This is a genomic window from Sphingobium sp. AP49, from assembly GCF_000281715.2.
GTDB lineage: Bacteria > Pseudomonadota > Alphaproteobacteria > Sphingomonadales > Sphingomonadaceae > Sphingobium.
Genome location: NZ_CP124576.1, coordinates 1,751,638 through 1,769,427 on the forward strand (window position 1 = coordinate 1,751,638; position 17,790 = coordinate 1,769,427).

A 17,790-nucleotide genomic window follows, 5' to 3' on the forward strand; every position below is an offset into this window, starting at 1 on the left:
ATTCCCGGCACCATGCCGCCGATGGGGACGCAGCCCGACCAGGCCTTCTTCGACTCGCTCAACAGCGAAGTGAATGACAAGGGTTTCCTGATCACCTCGACCGAGGAACTGTTCCAGTGGGCGCGTACCGGCTCGCTGTGGTGGATGACCTTCGGCCTGGCCTGCTGCGCCGTGGAGATGATCCACGTCAACATGCCGCGCTACGACATGGAGCGCTTCGGTGCCGCACCGCGTGCGTCCCCGCGCCAGTCGGACGTGATGATCGTCGCGGGCACGCTGTGCAACAAGATGGCCCCGGCGCTGCGCAAGGTCTACGACCAGATGTCCAACCCGAAATATGTGATTTCGATGGGCAGCTGCGCCAATGGCGGTGGCTATTACCACTATAGCTATTCGGTCGTCCGTGGCTGTGACCGCATCGTGCCGGTCGACATCTATGTGCCGGGCTGCCCGCCCACTGCCGAAGCTCTGCTTTACGGCATCATGCAGCTGCAGCGGAAGATCCGCCGGATCGGGACGATTGAGCGTTAATATGGGCCATTCTGCACCCAAGATCGTGAACCCGGAAGGGATCGCCGAGGAAATCGGCGCCCTGCTGGGGTCTATGCTGATCGAAACCATCGATCATGCCGACGAGCTGACCTTCGTTGTCGCGCGCGACGAACTGGCCAATGCCATGGTCGCGCTGCGCGACATGGCGCATTACCAGCAGCTGATGGAAATCGCCGGCGTCGACTATCCGGAACGTCCGGACCGGTTCGAGGTCTGCTATCATCTGCTCAGCGTCACGCGGAACCACCGCGTCCGCGTCAAGGTGTCGACCGACGAGGATACGCCGGTGCCGACCGTGACGCATCTCTGGCCGGTCGCCGGCTGGCTGGAGCGCGAAGTGTTCGACATGTATGGCGTCATCTTCGACGGCAACACCGACCTGCGCCGCATCCTGACCGACTATGGCTTCAAGGGCCATCCGCAGCGCAAGGACTTCCCGCTGACCGGCTATGTCGAGCTGCGCTATTCCGAGGAAGACAAGCGCGTCGTCTATGAGCCGGTGAAGCTGGCCCAGGACTTCCGCAGCTTCGACTTCATGTCGCCCTGGGAAGGTGCGCAATATGTGCTGCCGGGCGACGAGAAGGCGGCGGCCCCTGCCGCTCCTGCGCCCGCAGCCGCGCCCACGCCCAAGGCGACGGAAAGCAAGGCCGATACCGGTGCTGGCGATGCCGCCAACAAGAAGGCCGAGGAAAAGTCGGCCGACGCGCCGGCCAAGCCCGCCGCTGAAACCGATGAAGGCAAGGGGGCTGCCAAGCCCGAAGGTAAGGCCTGATGTCCGATTATCTGGAAAAAATGGATCATGTCACCGATGCGGCGGACCCGTCGTACGGCGACACGGAAATCCAGAACTACACGATCAACTTCGGCCCGCAGCATCCGGCTGCGCACGGCGTTCTGCGTCTGGTCATGGAGCTGGACGGTGAAATCGTCGAGCGCTGCGACCCGCATGTCGGCCTGCTGCATCGCGGCACCGAGAAGCTGATCGAGTACAAGACCTATATGCAGGCGCTGCCCTATTTCGACCGGCTGGACTATTGTTCGCCGCTCGGCATGGAGCACTCCTATGTGCTGGCGGTCGAAAAGCTGCTGAACCTGGAAGTGCCGCTGCGCGCGCAATATCTGCGCGTGTTCTTCGCGGAACTGACCCGTATCTGCAATCACATGCTGAACCTCGGATCGCACGTCATGGACGTCGGCGCGATGACGCCGAACCTGTGGTTGTTCGAAATCCGCGAGGACTGTCTCAACTTCTTCGAGCGCGCCTCGGGTGCCCGCATGCACTCGGCCTATTTCCGGCCGGGCGGCGTGCATCAGGATGTGCCGCTCAAGCTGCTGACTGACATTGCCGACTGGCTCGACACCCGTCTGCCGCGCCTGTTCGAGGACGCGATGAGCCTGGTCGTCGACAACCGCATCTTCAAGCAGCGCAATGTCGATATCTCGATCGTCAGCAAGGAAGACGCGCTGAAGTGGGGCTTCTCCGGTCCCATGCTGCGTGGCTCGGGCATCGCCTGGGACATCCGCAAGGCGCAACCCTACGACGTATATGACCGCATGGACTTCGACGTTCCGGTCGGCACCGCCTATGACTGCTATGACCGGTTCATGGTCCGCGTCGAGGAAGTGCGCCAGTCCGCGCGCATCATGAAGCAGTGCCTCAGCGAAATGCCCGAAGGGCCGATCGCCAGCTTCGACCGCAAGGTCTCACCGCCCAAGCGCGGCGAGATGAAGCGGGACATGGAAGCGCTGATCCACCACTTCAAGCTCTATACCGAGGGCTTCCACGTCCCGGCGGGCGAAGTCTATGTGGCGACCGAAAGCCCCAAGGGCGAATTCGGCGTCTATCTGGTCAGCGACGGCTCCAACAAGCCCTATCGCTGCAAGATCCGCCCGACCGCCTTCTCGCACCTGCAAGCTATGGACTTCATGATGAAGGGCCACATGCTCGCCGACACCACCGCTGTACTGGGCGCGATGGACATCGTGTTCGGAGAATGTGACCGATAATGGCTGACGCAGTTCATATCCCCGATGAGGCCGAAACCCGCGCGCGCTGGGGCGCGTTCGAGTGGACGCCCGAAAATGCCGAGCAGGCGAAGAAGGTCATCGCGCGCTATCCCGCCGGTCGCCAGCAGTCGGCGGTGATGCCGCTGCTCGATCTGGCCCAGCGCCAGGTCGGTGCGGAAACGCAGACCAATGGCTGGCTGCCGGTTCCGGTCATGGAATATATCGGGCGTCAGCTCGATATGCCGTACATGCGCGTCTATGAGGTCGCGACCTTCTACACCATGTACAATCTGGCACCGGTCGGCCGCTACCATGTGCAGGTCTGCGGCACGACGCCGTGCATGCTGCGCGGGTCGGACGATGTCTTTGCCGCGTGCAAGAACAAGGGCCTGGTCAAGGGCGGCACGACCCCCGACGGCCTGTTCACCCTCAATGAGGTCGAATGCCTTGGTGCCTGCGCCAACGCGCCGATGGTCCAGATCAACGACGATAACTTCGAAGATCTGACCTACGACAGCACCATCGCCATCCTGGAAACGCTGGCCGCCGGCGGCCAGCCCAAGATCGGCCCGCAGATCGATCGCCAGACCAGCGCGCCGGAAGGTGGCCCGACCACCCTCAAGGAGATGGTCGGCGAAAATCACGATTATCGTGGTCAATGGAACGAAGGAGCGACGGCATGACCGATGCACCCGCACCGGCCCCCTTCGTCGGGCCGCTGTCCGACAAGGACCGCATCTTCACCAACGTCCACGGCTTCCAGGATTGGGGTGTCGACGCCGCGATGAAGCGTGGCGATTGGGACAATACCAAGAAGCTGATGGAAATCGGCCAGGACGCGATCATCGACACCATCAAGGCGTCGAACCTGCGCGGCCGTGGTGGCGCCGGCTTCCCGACCGGCATGAAGTGGAGCTTCATGCCCAAGGAAAGCAAGGACGGCCGTCCCAGCTTCCTCGTCATCAACGCTGACGAATCCGAACCGGGTTCCTGCAAGGACCGCGAAATCATCCGCCACGATCCGCATAAGCTGATCGAAGGCGCGCTGATCGCCGGTTTCGCGATGCGGGCGCGCGCCGCCTACATCTATATCCGCGGCGAATTCATCTATGAGGCGAAGGTGCTCTTCGCCGCCGTCGAGCAGGCCTATGAAAAGGGCTTCATCGGCAAGAATGCCTGCGGTTCGGGCTATGATTTCGACGTGTTCGTCCATCGTGGCGCCGGCGCCTATATCTGCGGCGAGGAAACCGCCCAGATCGAAAGCATCGAGGGCAAGAAGGGCCAGCCCCGCCTGAAGCCGCCTTTCCCGGCCGGCGCGGGCCTCTATGGCTGCCCTACCACCGTCAACAACGTGGAATCGATCGCGGTTGCGCCGACGATCCTGCGTCGCGGCGCCGCCTGGTTCAACGGCTTTGGCCGAGAGAATAATCGCGGCACCAAGCTGTTCCAGATCAGCGGTCATGTGAACAAGCCCTGCGTCGTCGAGGAATCGATGTCGATCCCGTTCCGTGAACTGATCGACCGCCATTGCGGCGGCATCCGTGGCGGCTGGGACAATCTGCTCGCGGTCATTCCGGGCGGGTCGTCGGTGCCGCTGGTTCCTGCGAAGGAAATCATGGACGCACCGATGGACTTTGACGGTCTGCGCGCGCTGGGCTCGGGCCTGGGCACCGCCGCTGTCATCGTCATGGACAAGTCGACCGACATCGTTCGCGCCATTTCGCGTCTCTCCTACTTCTACAAGCATGAGAGCTGCGGCCAGTGCACGCCGTGCCGCGAAGGCACCGGCTGGATGTGGCGCGTCATGGAGCGTTTGCGCACCGGCGACGCCGACCAGAGCGAAATCGACATGCTGTTCCAGGTGACCAAGCAGGTTGAAGGCCACACCATCTGTGCGCTTGGCGACGCGGCGGCATGGCCGATCCAGGGGCTGATCCGGCACTTCCGTCCGGAAATCGAGCGCCGGATCAACGAGAACAAGGGTAGTGCCCCCGTCATGGAGGCAGCGGAGTAACCATGCCGAAGGTCAAAGTAGACGGCGTAGAACTCGAAGTCCCGGCGGGCGCCACAGTCCTCCAGGCTTGCGAGCAGGCGGGGAAGGAAATCCCCCGTTTCTGCTATCATGAGCGCCTTTCCATCGCCGGCAATTGCCGCATGTGCCTGGTCGAGGTGAAGCCTGGACCGCCCAAGCCGCAGGCGTCGTGCGCGCTTCCGGCCACCGAAGGCCAGGAAATCCGCACCGACAGCGAAATGGTCAAGAAGGCCCGCGAAGGGGTGATGGAGTTCCTGCTCATCAACCACCCGCTGGATTGCCCGATCTGCGACCAGGGCGGCGAGTGCGATCTTCAGGACCAGTCGGTCGCCTATGGCCGTGGTTCGTCGCGCTATGACGAGAACAAGCGCGCCGTCACCGAGAAGAATATGGGTCCGATCGTCAAGACGGTCATGACCCGCTGCATCCAGTGCACCCGTTGCGTGCGCTTTGCAGAGGAAGTCGCGGGCGTGCCGGAAATCGGCGCCATCTATCGCGGCGAGAATATGCAGATCACCACCTATCTCGAACATGCCGCCAAGAGTGAGCTGTCGGGCAATGTGGTCGACCTGTGCCCGGTCGGCGCGCTGACCGCCAAGCCCTACGCTTTCGAAGCGCGTCCGTGGGAACTCAAGAAGACCCATGCGATCGACGTGATGGACGCGCTCGGCACCAACATCCGCCTCGACAGCCGCGGTCGTCAGGTGCTGCGCGCCGTGCCGCGCATCAATGACGACGTGAACGAGGAGTGGGCGTCGGACAAGACCCGTCACAATGTCGACGGTCTGGTCCGCAAGCGTCTCGACAAGCCGTTCGTCCGCAAGGATGGCAAGCTGGTTCCGGCGACCTGGGCGGAAGCCTTCGCCGCCGTCGCCGCTGTCCAGCATGGCGGCAGCGTCGCGGCGATCGCCGGCGACCTGCTCGACTGCGAAACCATGTTCGCCGGCAAGGCGCTGGTCGAAAAGCTCGGCGGTTCGCTGCTGGAAGGCCGCCAGACCGGCCTGTCCTACGACGTGTCGAGCCTGTCGTCGGTGGTGTTCAACACGCCGCTCGCCGATCTCGAAACCGCGGACGTCATCCTGCTGGTCGGCACCAACCTGCGCTGGGAAGCGCCGCTGGTGAACACCCGCATCCGCAAGGCGATCAAGAAGGGCGCGAAGGTCTTCGCCGTCGGTCCCGAATTCGACCTGACCTACAAGGTCGAATGGCTGGGCAATGACGCGTCGCTGCTGGCCAAGCTGCCGGAAGCCGTGCTCGAAGCCTTCAAGGGCGCTGCCCGTCCGGCGATGATCGTCGGTGGCGGCGTGCTGGCCAAGGACGGCGCGCATGGCGACACGCTGGCGCTGGTCGAGACGCTGGGCCTGATCAAGGACGGTTGGAACGGTTACAACGTCCTGCACTTCGCGGCGGCCCGCATGGGCGGCTTGATGCTGGGCTATGCGACCAAGGGTGGCATCAAGGCGGTGGCTGCGGCCGCGCCGAAGCTGCTCTTCTCGCTTGGCGCCGACGAAGTCGACTATTCGGCCTTCGAGGGCAGCTTCAAGGTCTATGTCGGCCATCATGGCGACAAGGGCGCCCATGCGGCGGACGTGATCCTGCCGGGCGCAAGCTATGCCGAAAAGGCCGGCACCTACGTCAACCTGGAAGGCCGGGTGCAGTTCGGTGAAAAGGCCGTGTTCGCGCCGGGCGACGCCCGCGAGGACTGGTCGATCCTGCGCGCCCTGTCGGAAGCGCTGGGTGCCAAGCTGCCGTTCGACAGCTTCGACGCGCTGCGTGGCCAGATGGTCAAGGCGGTTCCCGCGCTCGGTGTCGAAGGTATCGCCGACTATGGCTGGTCGGTCCCGTCGCTGCCGACCGGTGCGACCGGCGAGCTGGGTTCGCCGATCAAGGATTTCTACCTCACCAACGCGATCTGCCGCGCCAGCCCGACGATGCAGCAATGCTCGGCCGAGCTGATCCATGGTGAAAGCTTCGCGGAGGCCGCAGAGTGACCGCTTTCTTCCAAGGCCTTGGCCTGCCTTTCGAAGGCGCCTGGCTGCTTTCGACCATTATCGGTATCCTGGTCATCGCACTGCCGCTGATGCTGGCCGTCGCCATGATCATCTATGCCGACCGCAAGATCTGGGCGGCCATGGCGCTGCGCCGTGGTCCCAACGTCGTCGGCCCGCTGGGCCTGCTTCAGTCCTTCGCGGACGGCCTCAAGGTCTTCCTGCAGGAAACCATCGTTCCTTCGGCGTCGAACAAGGCCCTGTTCCTGATCGCGCCGATCATCACCTTCACCGTGGCGCTGATGGCCTGGGCCGTCATCCCCTTCGGCGCCGGTGTGCTGGTGTCGAACATCAATGTCGGCCTGCTCTACATCCTCGCCATCTCGTCGCTCGGCGTTTACGGCGTAGTGCTGGCGGGCTGGGCGTCCAACTCCAAATATCCCTTCTACTCCGCGATCCGCGCTTCGGCGCAGATGATCAGCTATGAAGTCTCGATCGGCTTCATCCTGATTACGGTCGTGCTGTGGGCCGGCAGCTTCAACATGTCGGCGATCGTGGAAAGCCAGAAGGGCTATTATGGCTTCCTCAACGGCAACGGCTTCAACCCGCTGCTGTTCCCGATGGCGATCATGTTCCTGATTTCGGCCATGGCGGAAACGGCGCGCGCGCCGTTCGACCTGACCGAAGCGGAATCCGAACTGGTCGCGGGTTACCAGACCGAATATTCGTCGATGGCCTTCGCCCTGTTCTGGCTCGGCGAATATGCCAACGTCATCCTGATGTGCGGCCTCAACGCGATCCTGTTCTGGGGTGGCTATCTGCCGCCGTTCGACTGGGCGCCGCTCTATCTGGTGCCGGGCATCATCTGGTTCCTGCTCAAGATCGCCTTCTTCTTCTTCGTCTTCTCCTGGGTGAAGGCGACGGTGCCCCGCTATCGTTATGACCAGCTGATGCGGCTGGGCTGGAAGATCTTCCTGCCGACCTCGCTCTTCTTCGTCTTCCTGGTTTCGGGCTTCCTCATGCTGACGCGCTATGGAGGCGCACAATGAGCCTCGGTTACTACGTCAAAAGCTTCACCCTCTGGGAGTTCGTGAAGGCGCACTGGCTGACCTTGAAATATTTCTTCAAGCCCAAGGCGACCATCAACTACCCGTATGAGAAGAACCCGATTTCGCCGCGTTTCCGTGGTGAACATGCGCTGCGCCGCTACCCCAACGGGGAAGAGCGCTGCATCGCGTGCAAGCTGTGCGAGGCCATTTGTCCGGCGCAGGCGATCACCATCGAGGCGCAGCCGCGCGACGATGGCAGCCGCCGCACCACGCGCTACGACATCGACATGACCAAGTGCATCTATTGCGGCTTCTGCCAGGAAGCCTGCCCGGTCGATGCCATTGTCGAAGGCCCGAACTTCGAGTTCGCGACCGAAACCCGCGAGGAGCTGATCTACGACAAGGCCAAGCTCCTGGAAAACGGTGACAAGTGGGAGCGTGCAATCGCCGCGAACCTTGCTGCCGATGCCCCCTATCGTTAAGCCGCCGGCGTCAAAGGGAATATGAACCTGTGATCCACGTCCTCGCCTTTTACCTGTTTGCCATTCTGGTGGTGAGCAGCGGCGCGCTCACGATATTGTCGCGCAACCCGGTCCATTCGGTCCTCTGGCTGATCCTGGCCTTCTTCAACGCTGCCGGTCTGATGATCCTGCTCGGCGCCGAATTCATCGCGATGCTGCTTGTCATTGTCTATGTCGGCGCGGTCGCGGTGCTGTTCCTGTTCGTCGTCATGATGCTTGACATCGACTTCGCCGAACTGCGCGCCGGCTTCGTCAGCTATCTGCCGTTCGGCCTGCTGATCGCGCTTGTGCTGCTGGCGGAAATCGTCCTCGGCATCGGCCTGTGGAGCGCCGGCCCGGTTGAACTCGCGCAGCGTGCGGCCCCGGCCAATCCGGAACTTTCCAACATCCAGGCGATCGGCGGTATCCTCTACACCCGCTACATCTTCCTGTTCGAGGCGGCGGGTATCGTCCTGCTGGTCGCGATGATCGGCGCCATCGTGCTGACCCATCGTGCCCGTGGCGGCGTCCGTGGCCAGAATGTTGCCAAGCAGAACCGCCGTCGTCCGCAGGACGCCGTGCGCAACATCAATCAGCCCGTGGGGCAGGGGGTGGAGCTGTGATCGGCCTTCAACATTATATGGTGGTCAGCGCCATCCTCTTCGTGATGGGGGTGCTCGGCATCTTCATCAACCGCAAGAATGTCATCATCATCCTGATGGCGATCGAGCTGATCCTCCTCAGCGTGAACATCAACCTCGTCGCCTTCAGCGCCTTCCTGGGCGATCTGGTGGGCCAGGTCTTCTCGATGTTCGTGCTGACCGTCGCGGCGGGTGAAGCGGCCATCGGCCTCGCCATCCTCGTCATTTACTTCCGTGGTCGCGGCACCATCGCCGTCGACGATGTCAACCGGATGAAGGGCTGAGCCAAATCCCATGATCCAGCTTATCGTCCTTCTCCCGCTGCTCGCCGCAGCCATCGCCGGCCTTGGCAACAAGGCCCTGGGCAAGCTCCCGGCGAAGATCGTCACGACCGGCGCGCTGTTCGCAGCTTGCGCCATGTCCTGGCCGATCTTCATCAGCTTCCTGACCGGCCACGCCGAACCCTATGTCGCGCCCGTCTTCACCTGGATCGAGAGCGGCACGTTCGACGCCCAGTGGGCGCTGCGGGTCGACACCATGACGGCGGTCATGCTGGTGGTCATCACCAGCGTGTCCAGCCTCGTCCACCTCTATAGCTGGGGCTATATGGATGAAGAGCCGGATCAGCCGCGCTTCTTCGCCTATCTCTCGCTCTTCACCTTCGCGATGCTGATGCTCGTGACCGCGAACAATCTGCTGCAGATGTTCTTCGGTTGGGAAGGCGTGGGTCTGGCCTCCTACCTGCTGATCGGTTTCTGGTTCCGCAAGCCCTCGGCCAACGCGGCCGCGATCAAGGCGTTCGTCGTCAACCGCGTCGGCGACCTTGGCTTCATGATGGGCATTTTCGGCACCTATCTGGTGTTCAACACCATCTCGATCCCGGAAATCCTGGAAATGGCGCCGTCGATGGCGGGTTCGACCATCGGCTTCCTGGGTCACCGCTTCGACACCATGACCGTGCTCTGCCTGCTGCTGTTCATCGGCGCGATGGGCAAGTCGGCGCAGCTGGGCCTTCACACCTGGCTTCCCGACGCGATGGAAGGCCCGACCCCGGTGTCGGCGCTGATCCACGCGGCCACCATGGTCACCGCCGGCGTCTTCATGGTCTGCCGTCTGTCGCCGATGTTCGAAATGTCGCCGACCGCGCTGACCGTGGTCACCTATGTCGGTGCCGCCACCTGTCTGTTCGCCGCCACCGTCGGCACCGTGCAGACGGACATCAAGCGCGTCATCGCCTATTCGACCTGTTCGCAGCTGGGCTACATGTTCTTTGCGGCCGGTTGCGGCGCTTATGGCGCGGCGATGTTCCACCTCTTCACCCACGCCTTCTTCAAGGCGCTGCTGTTCCTGGGCGCTGGCTCGGTTATCCACGCGATGCACCATGAGCAGGACATGCGCTACTATGGCGGCCTGCGTAAGAAGATCCCCGTGACCTTCTGGACCATGACGCTCGGTACCCTCGCCATCACGGGCGTCGGCCTGCCGCTCGTCGGCGTCGGTTTCGCCGGCTTCTACTCGAAGGACGGTATTCTCGAAGCGGCCTTCGCTTCGGGCGGTGCGGGCATCGGTGCCTATTATGTCGGCGTGTTCGCCGCGCTGCTGACCAGCTTCTACAGCTGGCGCCTGGTCTTCCTGACCTTCTTCGGCAAGCCGCGCTGGACCCAGTCGGAACATATCCAGCATGCCCTCCATGACTCCCATGGGCATGACGATCACGGCCACGGCCATGACGATCACGCACACGCCGATCATGGCCATGACCATCATGCCCATGACGCTGGCGACGGCACCGGTGGCTACCACCCGCATGAAAGCGGCCTGGTCATGCTGATCCCGCTGCTGGTCCTCAGCCTGGGCGCCGTGTTCGCCGGCTTCGTCTTCCACGACCAGTTCATTGGTCCGGAAGGGGGCATCGAGTTCTGGAAGGGCGCGCTCGCGTTCGACAGCCACCTGATGCACGCCGCGCATGAAGTGCCGACCTGGGTCAAGTTCGGTCCGTTCACCGTGATGCTGACCGGCCTGGTCATTGCCTGGCTGGCCTACATCAAGAACACCGACTGGCCGCAGCGCTTCGTCGCCACCTTCGGCGCACTGCACCAGTTCCTGCTGAACAAGTGGTATTTTGACGAGCTGTACAACTTCCTGTTCGTCAAGCCCGCCTTCGCTTTCGGCCGCTTCTTCTGGCAGTTCGGTGACGTCGGCTTCATCGACCGCTTCGGCCCCAACGGGCTGGCTGCTCTGGTCGTGCAGGGCAACAAGATCACCCGTCGGCTTCAGTCCGGCTACCTCTACACCTATGCGCTGGTGATGCTGATTGGCCTCGCCGCGGCTGCAACCTGGGCGATGACACGATAATGGACGGCTTCCCCATCCTCTCCCTGATGATGGCAGTGCCGATGGCTGGTGCCATCGCCTGCCTCTTCGCTGGCGCCAATAATGCGCGCTGGATTGCGCTGATCGCCACGCTGGTCGATCTGGTCCTGGGCATCGTCCTGTGGGTCAATTTCGATCAGTCGGGCGCTGGCGCCCAGTGGCAGTTCACCGAATATGCGCCGATCTTCGGCCGGTTCGCGTGGGCGCTCGGGATCGACGGCATCGCCTTGCTGCTGATCGCACTGACCGTGTTCCTGATGCCGATCTGCATCGGCGCCAGCTGGAACGCGATCAACAAGCGCGTCGGCGAATATATGGCGGCGTTCCTGTTCATGGAGGTGCTGATGATCGGCGTCTTCACCGCACAGGATCTCTACCTCTTCTACATCATGTTCGAAGCCGGCCTGATCCCGATGTATCTGATCATCGGTATCTGGGGTGGTGCGAACCGTATCTACGCCTCGTACAAATTCTTCCTCTACACGCTGCTCGGCTCGGTCCTGATGCTGATCGCGATGATGTGGATGGTGCATGAGGCCGGCACGACCCGCATCCCCGACCTGATGGCGTACAACTTCGATCCGAAGATCCAGATCTGGCTGTTCCTCGCCTTCTTCGCCAGCTTCGCGGTGAAGATGCCGATGTGGCCGGTCCACACCTGGCTGCCCGACGCGCACGTTCAGGCGCCGACCGCCGGTTCGGTCATCCTGGCAGGCGTGCTGCTGAAGATGGGTGGCTACGGCTTCATCCGCTTCTCGCTGCCGATGTTCCCGGAAGCCTCGGCGCAGCTCGCGCCCTGGGTCTGGGGCCTGTCGATGGTCGCCGTCGTCTATACCAGCCTCATCGCGCTGGTTCAGTCGGACATGAAGAAGCTGATCGCCTATTCGTCGGTCGCCCACATGGCGATCGTCACCATCGGCCTGTTCGCCTTCAATCAGGCGGGCCTGGAAGGCGCGATGATGGTCATGCTGGGCCACGGCCTGGTGTCGGGCGCGCTGTTCCTGTGCGTCGGCGTCATCTACGACCGCCTGCACACCCGTGAGATCAACCGCTATGGTGGCCTCGCGATCAACATGCCGCGCTACGCCGTGCTGTTCCTGCTCTTCACCATGGCTTCGGTCGGTCTGCCGGGCACCAGCAACTTCGTCGGCGAATTCCTGTCGCTGATGGGCATCTATCAGGTTTCGACCTGGGCGGCGCTGATCTGCACCACCGGCATCATCCTGGGTGCGGCCTATATGCTCTACCTCTATCGCCGCATCTGCTACGGCGATCAGGTGAACGCCGATGCCGCCGCCATGCCCGACCTGTCGGCGCGTGAAATCTGGCTGCTCGCCCCGATTGCCGCGGCGGTGCTCTGGATGGGCGTCTATCCGGAAAGCTTCCTGGCCCCGATGCGTCCCGACATCCGCGCGCTCGAAGCGCGTCTCGCCCCTGCGGCTCCCGCAGGAGATTCCCAGATCAAGATGGGTGCGCCCAAGCCGGTAGGCGAGGGCCATCATGAAGAAGCCGCTGCGCACGGGGAGGCGCACTAATGATCGAAACCGCTTCCCTTCTGGCCATACTGCCGGAACTCATCCTCACCGGCTCCGGCCTGGTGCTGATGCTGATCGCCGCCTTTGGCGGTGACCGCTCGACCCATGCCGTCAATTGGCTGGCAGTGCTCGCACTGCTCGCCGCCGGCCTCAGCCTCTGCACCTCGATGGCGCACGGTCCGGTCGCGTTCGACGGCCTGGTCCGTGCCGACGCCTTCTCTGTCTATGCGAAGGCGCTGATCTATGGCGCGGCCGGTGCGGCCATCCTGTTGGCCCCGCGCTTTTTCGCTGCCGGCGGCGCGCTGCGTCCCGAATATGCCGTCCTGATCGTCTTTGCCGCTATCGGCATGGGCATGATGGTCTCGGCCGGCGACATGCTGACGCTCTATGTTGGCTTGGAAATGAACAGCCTTGCGTCCTACGTGCTGGCCAGCTTCATGCGCCAGGACGAGAAGTCGTCGGAAGCGGGCCTGAAATATTTCGTGCTCGGTTCGCTGGCCAGCGGCATCCTGCTCTACGGCATTTCGCTGCTCTACGGCTTCACCGGTTCGACCGCGTTCGACGGCATCGCCATCGCCATGGGCGACGGCGTGTCGAAGGGCGAGCTGTTCGGCCTGGTCTTCGTGCTCGCGGGCCTCGCCTTCAAGATCAGCGCCGTGCCGTTCCACATGTGGACGCCCGACGTCTATGAAGGTGCGCCGACCCCGGTCACCGCCTTCTTCGGCAGCGCGCCCAAGGTTGCCGCGATGGGCCTGATGGTCCGCGTCGCGATCGAGGCGCTCGGCCCGGCCGGCCTCGACTGGCAGCAGATCATCATCTTCGTTGCACTCGCCTCGATCCTGTTCGGTGCGGTCGCGGCGATCGGCCAGACCAGCATCAAGCGTCTGATGGCCTATTCGTCGATCAACAATGTCGGCTTCGCGCTGGTCGGCCTTGCGGCCGGGACGCCCGCCGGCGTTGCCGCGACGATGAGCTACATGGCGATCTACGTCGTCATGACCATCGGCGCCTTCGCCTGCATCCTCCAGATGCGGGATGCCGACGGCAAGCCGGTCGACACGATCGCCAGCCTTGCCGGCCTGTCGCAGTCGCGCAAGGGCCTGTCGGCCGCCTTCGCGATCTTCATGTTCTCGATGGCAGGTATCCCGCCGCTGTTCGGCTTCTGGGCGAAGTTCCTGGTGTTCGATGCCGCAGTCGCCGCCAACCTGACCGCGCTCGCCGCCTTCGGCATCGCCATGTCGGTGATCGGCGCCTTCTATTATCTCAAGATCATCAAGACGATCTATTTCGACGAGCCGGCCGCGCCCTATGAGGCGAAGGGCGGGGCGGTCGAGAATATCATCATGGCTGCCTGTGCCATCGTGATCGTCTTCGGTTATCTGCTCAACCCGCTGCTGGACAAGGCCAGCGCGGCTGCGGCGGCTTCGCTGTTCTGACGCAGTTTCGCACCGTAGAAGAAACCGGCTCCACCAATGCCGACATGCTGGCATTGGCGGAGCAGGGTGAAACCGAAGGCCTCTGGCTGCGCGCAAAGCGACAGTCCGGAGGCCGCGGTCGTTTGGGCCGGGCGTGGGAAAGCCCGGTCGGCAATCTCTATTGCTCCACCCTGATCCGGCTGCAGCCGGGCGACCCGATGGCGCACACGCTGGCGCTGGTCGCGGCAAATGCCGTCCATGCGCTGATTGCCCCGCTCTGTGCCGGACAGGCGCGGATCAAATGGCCCAATGACATATTGGTCGACGGCGCAAAGATCGCCGGCATATTGCTGGAACGCACCGGCGATGCCGTGGTCGTCGGCATCGGCATCAACGTCACCCATTTTCCGGAAGGCCTCGACCGTCCGGTCACCAGTCTCGCAGCGCAAGGCGCGACCGGGGAGGGGGCGGATGCCGCCGCGCTGCTGGAGCGCCTTGCCCAGCTTTTTGGCCATTGGCTGGCGATTTGGCGTGCCCAGGGGCTCGATCCGGTGCGCGCCCACTGGCTGCTCAACGCCCATCCGATCGGCACGCCGATGCGCGTCGTCCAGCCCGATGGCGACGTGGTGGAGGGCGGCTTCGGTACGCTCGACAGCCAGGGCATGTTGATCCTGCGCTTGGCGAATGGCGATACCCGTGCCATTCATGCCGGCGATATCTTTCTCATCTGAGGGTTCGGCCATGCTTCTCGCGATCGACGCGGGCAACACCAATGTCGTTTTCGCGCTGCTCGACGGGCGTGAGATCAAGACGCGCTGGCGCATCGCCACCGACCCGCGCCGCACCGCCGACGAATATGCGGTGTGGCTGAATCAGCTTTTGATGCTGGAAGGCTATGCCATGGCCGATGTCGACGCGGTGATCGTCGCCACGGTCGTGCCACGCGCACTCCACAATCTTCAGGTGCTGGCCGACAAATATTTCAAGACCACTGCGCTGGTCGCCGGCCAGTCGCCGGTCGACTGGGGCATCGAACTAGACGTGGCGGAGCCGGCCTCGGTCGGCGCCGACCGGGTTGTAAACGCGATCGCGGCCCACCATCTTTATGCTGGCGACCTGATCGTCATCGACTTTGGCACGGCGACGACCTTCGACGTGGTGGATTATCGCGGCGCCTATAAGGGCGGCATCATCGCGCCGGGCATCAACCTGTCGCTCGATGCGCTGGTGGCGGCGGCGGCGAAACTACCCCGCATCGCGATCGCCCCGCCGGAGAACCGATCGGTTATCGGTCGGACCACGGCCGACGCCATGCTGATCGGCGTCTTCTGGGGCTATGTGGCGATGATGGAGGGGCTGGTCGCCCGGATGCGGGCCGAGATCGGCCGCCCGACCAAAGTGATTTCGACCGGAGGACTGGCCGTCCTCTTCAATGACAATAGCGATATTTTCGATGCGATCGCGCCCGACCTGACGATCCAGGGCCTCGCATTGCTGTACGAACGGAGTTTTAAAACAGAATGACACCCAAAGACGAGCTGCTCTTCCTGGCCCTTGGCGGCTCGGGCGAGATCGGCATGAACGTCAATCTTTATGGTTGCCAGGGCAAATGGGTCATGGTCGACCTCGGCCTGACCTTTGCTGACCCCCTGTATCCCGGCGTGGAACTGGTGCTGCCCGACCTGGCCTTCATCGAGGAGCGCAAGGACGACCTGCTCGGCATCGTGCTGACCCACGGGCATGAGGATCATATCGGCGCCATCCCCTATCTGGCGGCGGACCTGGGCGTGCCGCTCTATGCCACGCCCTTCACCGCAGGCCTGATCCGGCTGAAGCTGGAGGAAGAGGGCCTGACCAAGGAGGTGAAGCTGCACGTCATCGAGAATGAGGGCAGCTTCAATCTCGGGCCGTTCGGCTTCCGCTATGTGCCGCTGGCCCACTCGATCCCGGAGGGCAATGCCGTCCTGATCGACACGCCGCACGGCCGCATCTTCCACACCGGCGACTGGAAGCTGGACGCCGCCCCGCTGCTCGGCCAGCCCTCCACCCCGGAGGAACTGACCGCGATCGGCGACGAGGGCGTGCTGGCGCTGGTGTGCGACAGCACCAATGTCTTCAATCCAGAACCATCGGGTTCTGAAAGCACCGTGCGCGATGGCCTGATGCAGACCGTCGCAGCGGCCAAGGGCCGCGTACTGGTCACTACCTTTGCCTCCAACGCTGCGCGCGTGCAGACGCTGGGCGAGGTCGCGGCCGCCACCGGGCGCAAGCTGTGCGTCGCCGGCCGCTCGCTCGACCGCATCATCAGCACTGCCAAGGCCGCCGGCTATCTCAAGGATTTCCCGCCGGTGCTGGATTGGGACGATGCGATGGACCTGCCCCGCTCGGAGGTGATGTTCATCGCCACCGGCGGCCAGGGCGAGGCGCGCGCCGCCCTGTCGCGCATCGCGTTTGACAGCCACCCGATCAAGCTGGCCGAGGGCGATACGGTCATCTTCTCGTCCAAGCAGATTCCGGGCAACGAGATCGCGATCGGCCGCATTCAGAATGCGCTGGCGACCAAGGGCATCATCATGGTGACCGACCGCCAGGCCGAGGTCCATGTCTCGGGTCATCCGGGCCGTCCGGAACTGGAATCCATGTATCGCTGGATCCGCCCTGCCATCCTGCTGCCGGTCCATGGTGAGCGTCGCCACATGGCGGAACAGGCGCGGCTTGGCCTCGCCACCGGCATCCCCGATGCGGTGGTCCAGTCGAACGGCGACCTGCTGCGCCTGGCGCCGGGCAAGCCGACGATCATCGGCCATCAGGATACCGGCCGACTGGTCCTCGACGGCGACGTCATCCTGCCCGCCGACGGCGCGACCATGAACGAACGGCGCAAGCTCGGCCTGCACGGCCAGATCAGCGTTGCCGTGGCGCTCGATGCCAAGAACCGGCTGATCGGCGAACCCGTGCTGCGCACCCAGGGCGTGCCGGTGGAGGAAGACAAGGACGCCTTCCTCGCCGAAGCGGCTGAGGATGCCGCCGCTGCCGTGACCAAGGGATCGATGGAGCAGGAAGCCCTGCGCGAACGCCTGCGCCTCGCCGTGCGCCGCACTGCGACCCGCTGGACCGGCAAGAAGCCGATCGTCGACGTGCTGCTGATCCGCGCATGATATGAGAGAGCGCCGTTCGCCATCCTGCGGGAGCAAGGCGAACGGCGCTTTCGCAAATGCCCAGAAGCTTCTAGGCTCAGGCCGATCAAGATTGAATCGTCATGGCGAGCGAAAAAGCGCCGCCATGACGGGAGAGGATAGGGGCATGCGCTGCAATTTCGGGCGGGCCGGATGAACTGGTACGCCATCTTCGCCATCTATGTGCTGTTCTGGGTGATCAGCGCCTTCCTCGTCCTGCCCTTCGGCCTGCGCACGCCCGACGAGACGGGCGAGCTACTGCTGAAAGGCCAGGCGGACAGCGCCCCCAGCAACTTCCGCCCCGGCCGCGTCATGCTGCGCGCGACCCTGCTCTCGGCCGTCCTGTTCGGTCTCTATTATGCCAATTATGTGCAGGGCTGGGTCACGATCGACAACATCCCCGGCCTCCATCCGCCACGCTGAGCGGGGATGACGGAGTTGGGTGGGAAGCGGAAAGTCGGGTTTATAGTCAGGCCATGGTCAATTCAGACGTTTGGCGTGCTCAACGTAATGCGCTAGGCC

17 protein-coding genes are annotated in these 17,790 nt (G+C 63.4%); all 17 read left to right on the forward strand.

The genetic code is table 11. From position 1 onward, the window contains the following. Window positions 1–12: 12 nt before the first annotated feature. The 17 genes from PMI04_RS08480 (at window position 13) to PMI04_RS08560 (ending at window position 17,691) form a co-directional block, all read left to right on the forward strand. Window positions 13–531, forward strand: a complete 519-nt coding sequence (locus tag PMI04_RS08480) for an NADH-quinone oxidoreductase subunit B (RefSeq protein ID WP_052028113.1) — start codon at window positions 13–15, stop codon at window positions 529–531. Between the two features lies 1 nt (window position 532). Next, a complete protein-coding gene (locus tag PMI04_RS08485; protein ID WP_007714777.1) occupies window positions 533–1,324 on the forward strand; it encodes an NADH-quinone oxidoreductase subunit C in 792 nt (263 codons plus the stop codon). After that, window positions 1,324–2,559 (forward strand): NADH-quinone oxidoreductase subunit D, encoded by a 1,236-nt coding sequence (locus PMI04_RS08490; protein ID WP_007714775.1) that lies wholly within the window; start codon window positions 1,324–1,326, stop codon window positions 2,557–2,559. Before PMI04_RS08485 ends, PMI04_RS08490 begins: the two co-directional genes overlap by 1 nt. Then, window positions 2,559–3,242, forward strand: coding sequence for an NAD(P)H-dependent oxidoreductase subunit E (locus PMI04_RS08495; RefSeq protein ID WP_004211734.1), 684 nt, complete (start codon window positions 2,559–2,561; stop codon window positions 3,240–3,242). Before PMI04_RS08490 ends, PMI04_RS08495 begins: the two co-directional genes overlap by 1 nt. Beyond that, the gene (gene nuoF, locus PMI04_RS08500) at window positions 3,239–4,573 is read left to right on the forward strand and encodes an NADH-quinone oxidoreductase subunit NuoF (RefSeq protein ID WP_004211735.1); all 1,335 of its coding nucleotides are present in this window, start codon (window positions 3,239–3,241) and stop codon (window positions 4,571–4,573) included. Before PMI04_RS08495 ends, nuoF begins: the two co-directional genes overlap by 4 nt. Window positions 4,574–4,575: 2 nt before the next feature. Next, window positions 4,576–6,582, forward strand: coding sequence for an NADH-quinone oxidoreductase subunit NuoG (gene nuoG, locus PMI04_RS08505; RefSeq protein ID WP_007714771.1), 2,007 nt, complete (start codon window positions 4,576–4,578; stop codon window positions 6,580–6,582). Then, on the forward strand, window positions 6,579–7,628 hold the full coding sequence (nuoH, locus tag PMI04_RS08510) for an NADH-quinone oxidoreductase subunit NuoH (protein ID WP_007714767.1): 1,050 nt from the start codon (window positions 6,579–6,581) through the stop codon (window positions 7,626–7,628). Before nuoG ends, nuoH begins: the two co-directional genes overlap by 4 nt. Further along, window positions 7,625–8,110 (forward strand): NADH-quinone oxidoreductase subunit NuoI, encoded by a 486-nt coding sequence (gene nuoI / locus PMI04_RS08515; RefSeq protein ID WP_004211738.1) that lies wholly within the window; start codon window positions 7,625–7,627, stop codon window positions 8,108–8,110. The genes nuoH and nuoI overlap by 4 nt, the downstream gene beginning before the upstream one ends. Window positions 8,111–8,139: 29 nt before the next feature. After that, a complete protein-coding gene (locus PMI04_RS08520) occupies window positions 8,140–8,751 on the forward strand; it encodes an NADH-quinone oxidoreductase subunit J (protein WP_007714760.1) in 612 nt (203 codons plus the stop codon). After that, window positions 8,748–9,053, forward strand: a complete 306-nt coding sequence (nuoK, locus tag PMI04_RS08525; protein ID WP_004211745.1) for an NADH-quinone oxidoreductase subunit NuoK — start codon at window positions 8,748–8,750, stop codon at window positions 9,051–9,053. The genes PMI04_RS08520 and nuoK overlap by 4 nt, the downstream gene beginning before the upstream one ends. A gap of 10 nt (window positions 9,054–9,063) precedes the next feature. Further along, the gene (gene nuoL, locus PMI04_RS08530) at window positions 9,064–11,124 is read left to right on the forward strand and encodes an NADH-quinone oxidoreductase subunit L (RefSeq protein ID WP_007714752.1); all 2,061 of its coding nucleotides are present in this window, start codon (window positions 9,064–9,066) and stop codon (window positions 11,122–11,124) included. Then, a complete protein-coding gene (locus PMI04_RS08535) occupies window positions 11,124–12,677 on the forward strand; it encodes an NADH-quinone oxidoreductase subunit M (RefSeq protein ID WP_007714750.1) in 1,554 nt (517 codons plus the stop codon). The genes nuoL and PMI04_RS08535 overlap by 1 nt, the downstream gene beginning before the upstream one ends. After that, window positions 12,677–14,113, forward strand: a complete 1,437-nt coding sequence (nuoN, locus tag PMI04_RS08540) for an NADH-quinone oxidoreductase subunit NuoN (RefSeq protein WP_007714747.1) — start codon at window positions 12,677–12,679, stop codon at window positions 14,111–14,113. The genes PMI04_RS08535 and nuoN overlap by 1 nt, the downstream gene beginning before the upstream one ends. Then, window positions 14,110–14,823 (forward strand): biotin--[acetyl-CoA-carboxylase] ligase, encoded by a 714-nt coding sequence (locus PMI04_RS08545; protein WP_081491050.1) that lies wholly within the window; start codon window positions 14,110–14,112, stop codon window positions 14,821–14,823. Before nuoN ends, PMI04_RS08545 begins: the two co-directional genes overlap by 4 nt. 10 nt (window positions 14,824–14,833) lie before the next feature. Then, window positions 14,834–15,616, forward strand: coding sequence for a type III pantothenate kinase (locus tag PMI04_RS08550; RefSeq protein WP_007714735.1), 783 nt, complete (start codon window positions 14,834–14,836; stop codon window positions 15,614–15,616). Further along, window positions 15,613–17,250: a ribonuclease J gene (locus PMI04_RS08555; RefSeq protein ID WP_007714732.1), complete on the forward strand. Its 1,638-nt coding sequence runs from the start codon at window positions 15,613–15,615 to the stop codon at window positions 17,248–17,250. The genes PMI04_RS08550 and PMI04_RS08555 overlap by 4 nt, the downstream gene beginning before the upstream one ends. 171 nt (window positions 17,251–17,421) lie before the next feature. After that, complete coding sequence (locus PMI04_RS08560) at window positions 17,422–17,691, forward strand: DUF1467 family protein (protein WP_007714730.1); 270 nt, start codon at window positions 17,422–17,424, stop codon at window positions 17,689–17,691. Window positions 17,692–17,790: the final 99 nt, after the last annotated feature.